Annotated in this window: 1 protein-coding gene; it reads right to left on the minus strand. The window is 63.8% G+C overall.

From position 1 onward, the window contains the following. A partial coding sequence (locus A8O23_RS21960) for an IPT/TIG domain-containing protein (RefSeq protein ID WP_192849063.1) occupies nucleotides 1-400 on the minus strand: 400 nt, incomplete at both ends.

Genomic DNA, 400 nt, shown 5'->3' on the forward strand with positions numbered 1-400 from the left:
TCCCGTTGTTGGCCGCCGTCGAGAAGTTAGATCCTGTAACGGTCACCTCGGTGCCCACCGGTGCCCTTGTCGGGGTGACAGTCGAAATCACAGGCGCAGGGCCAGTGACAGTGAAGTTTGCCTGCGCTGTTCCCCCTGGCGTGGTGACTACAAGTGGGCCTGTGGTGGCCCCGGCTGGAACGATCACCACCAGTGAGTTGCCATCTGGCGCGACGATAAAGTCGATGGCGGCCACCCCGTTGAAGGTGACGCTTTGCGTGTTGGCGAAGTTGGTCCCCGCCACGGTCACCTCCGTGCCCACCGGGCCTGCGTCAGGTGTGAGCGAGGTGATGGTCGGGGCCGGCACGGTCACGGTGAAGTTAGTGCCGCTGTCGGTGATGTCCACGTCGTTCTCCACGGC

The organism is Rufibacter roseus (assembly GCF_001647285.1).
Taxonomy (GTDB): domain Bacteria; phylum Bacteroidota; class Bacteroidia; order Cytophagales; family Hymenobacteraceae; genus Nibribacter; species Nibribacter roseus.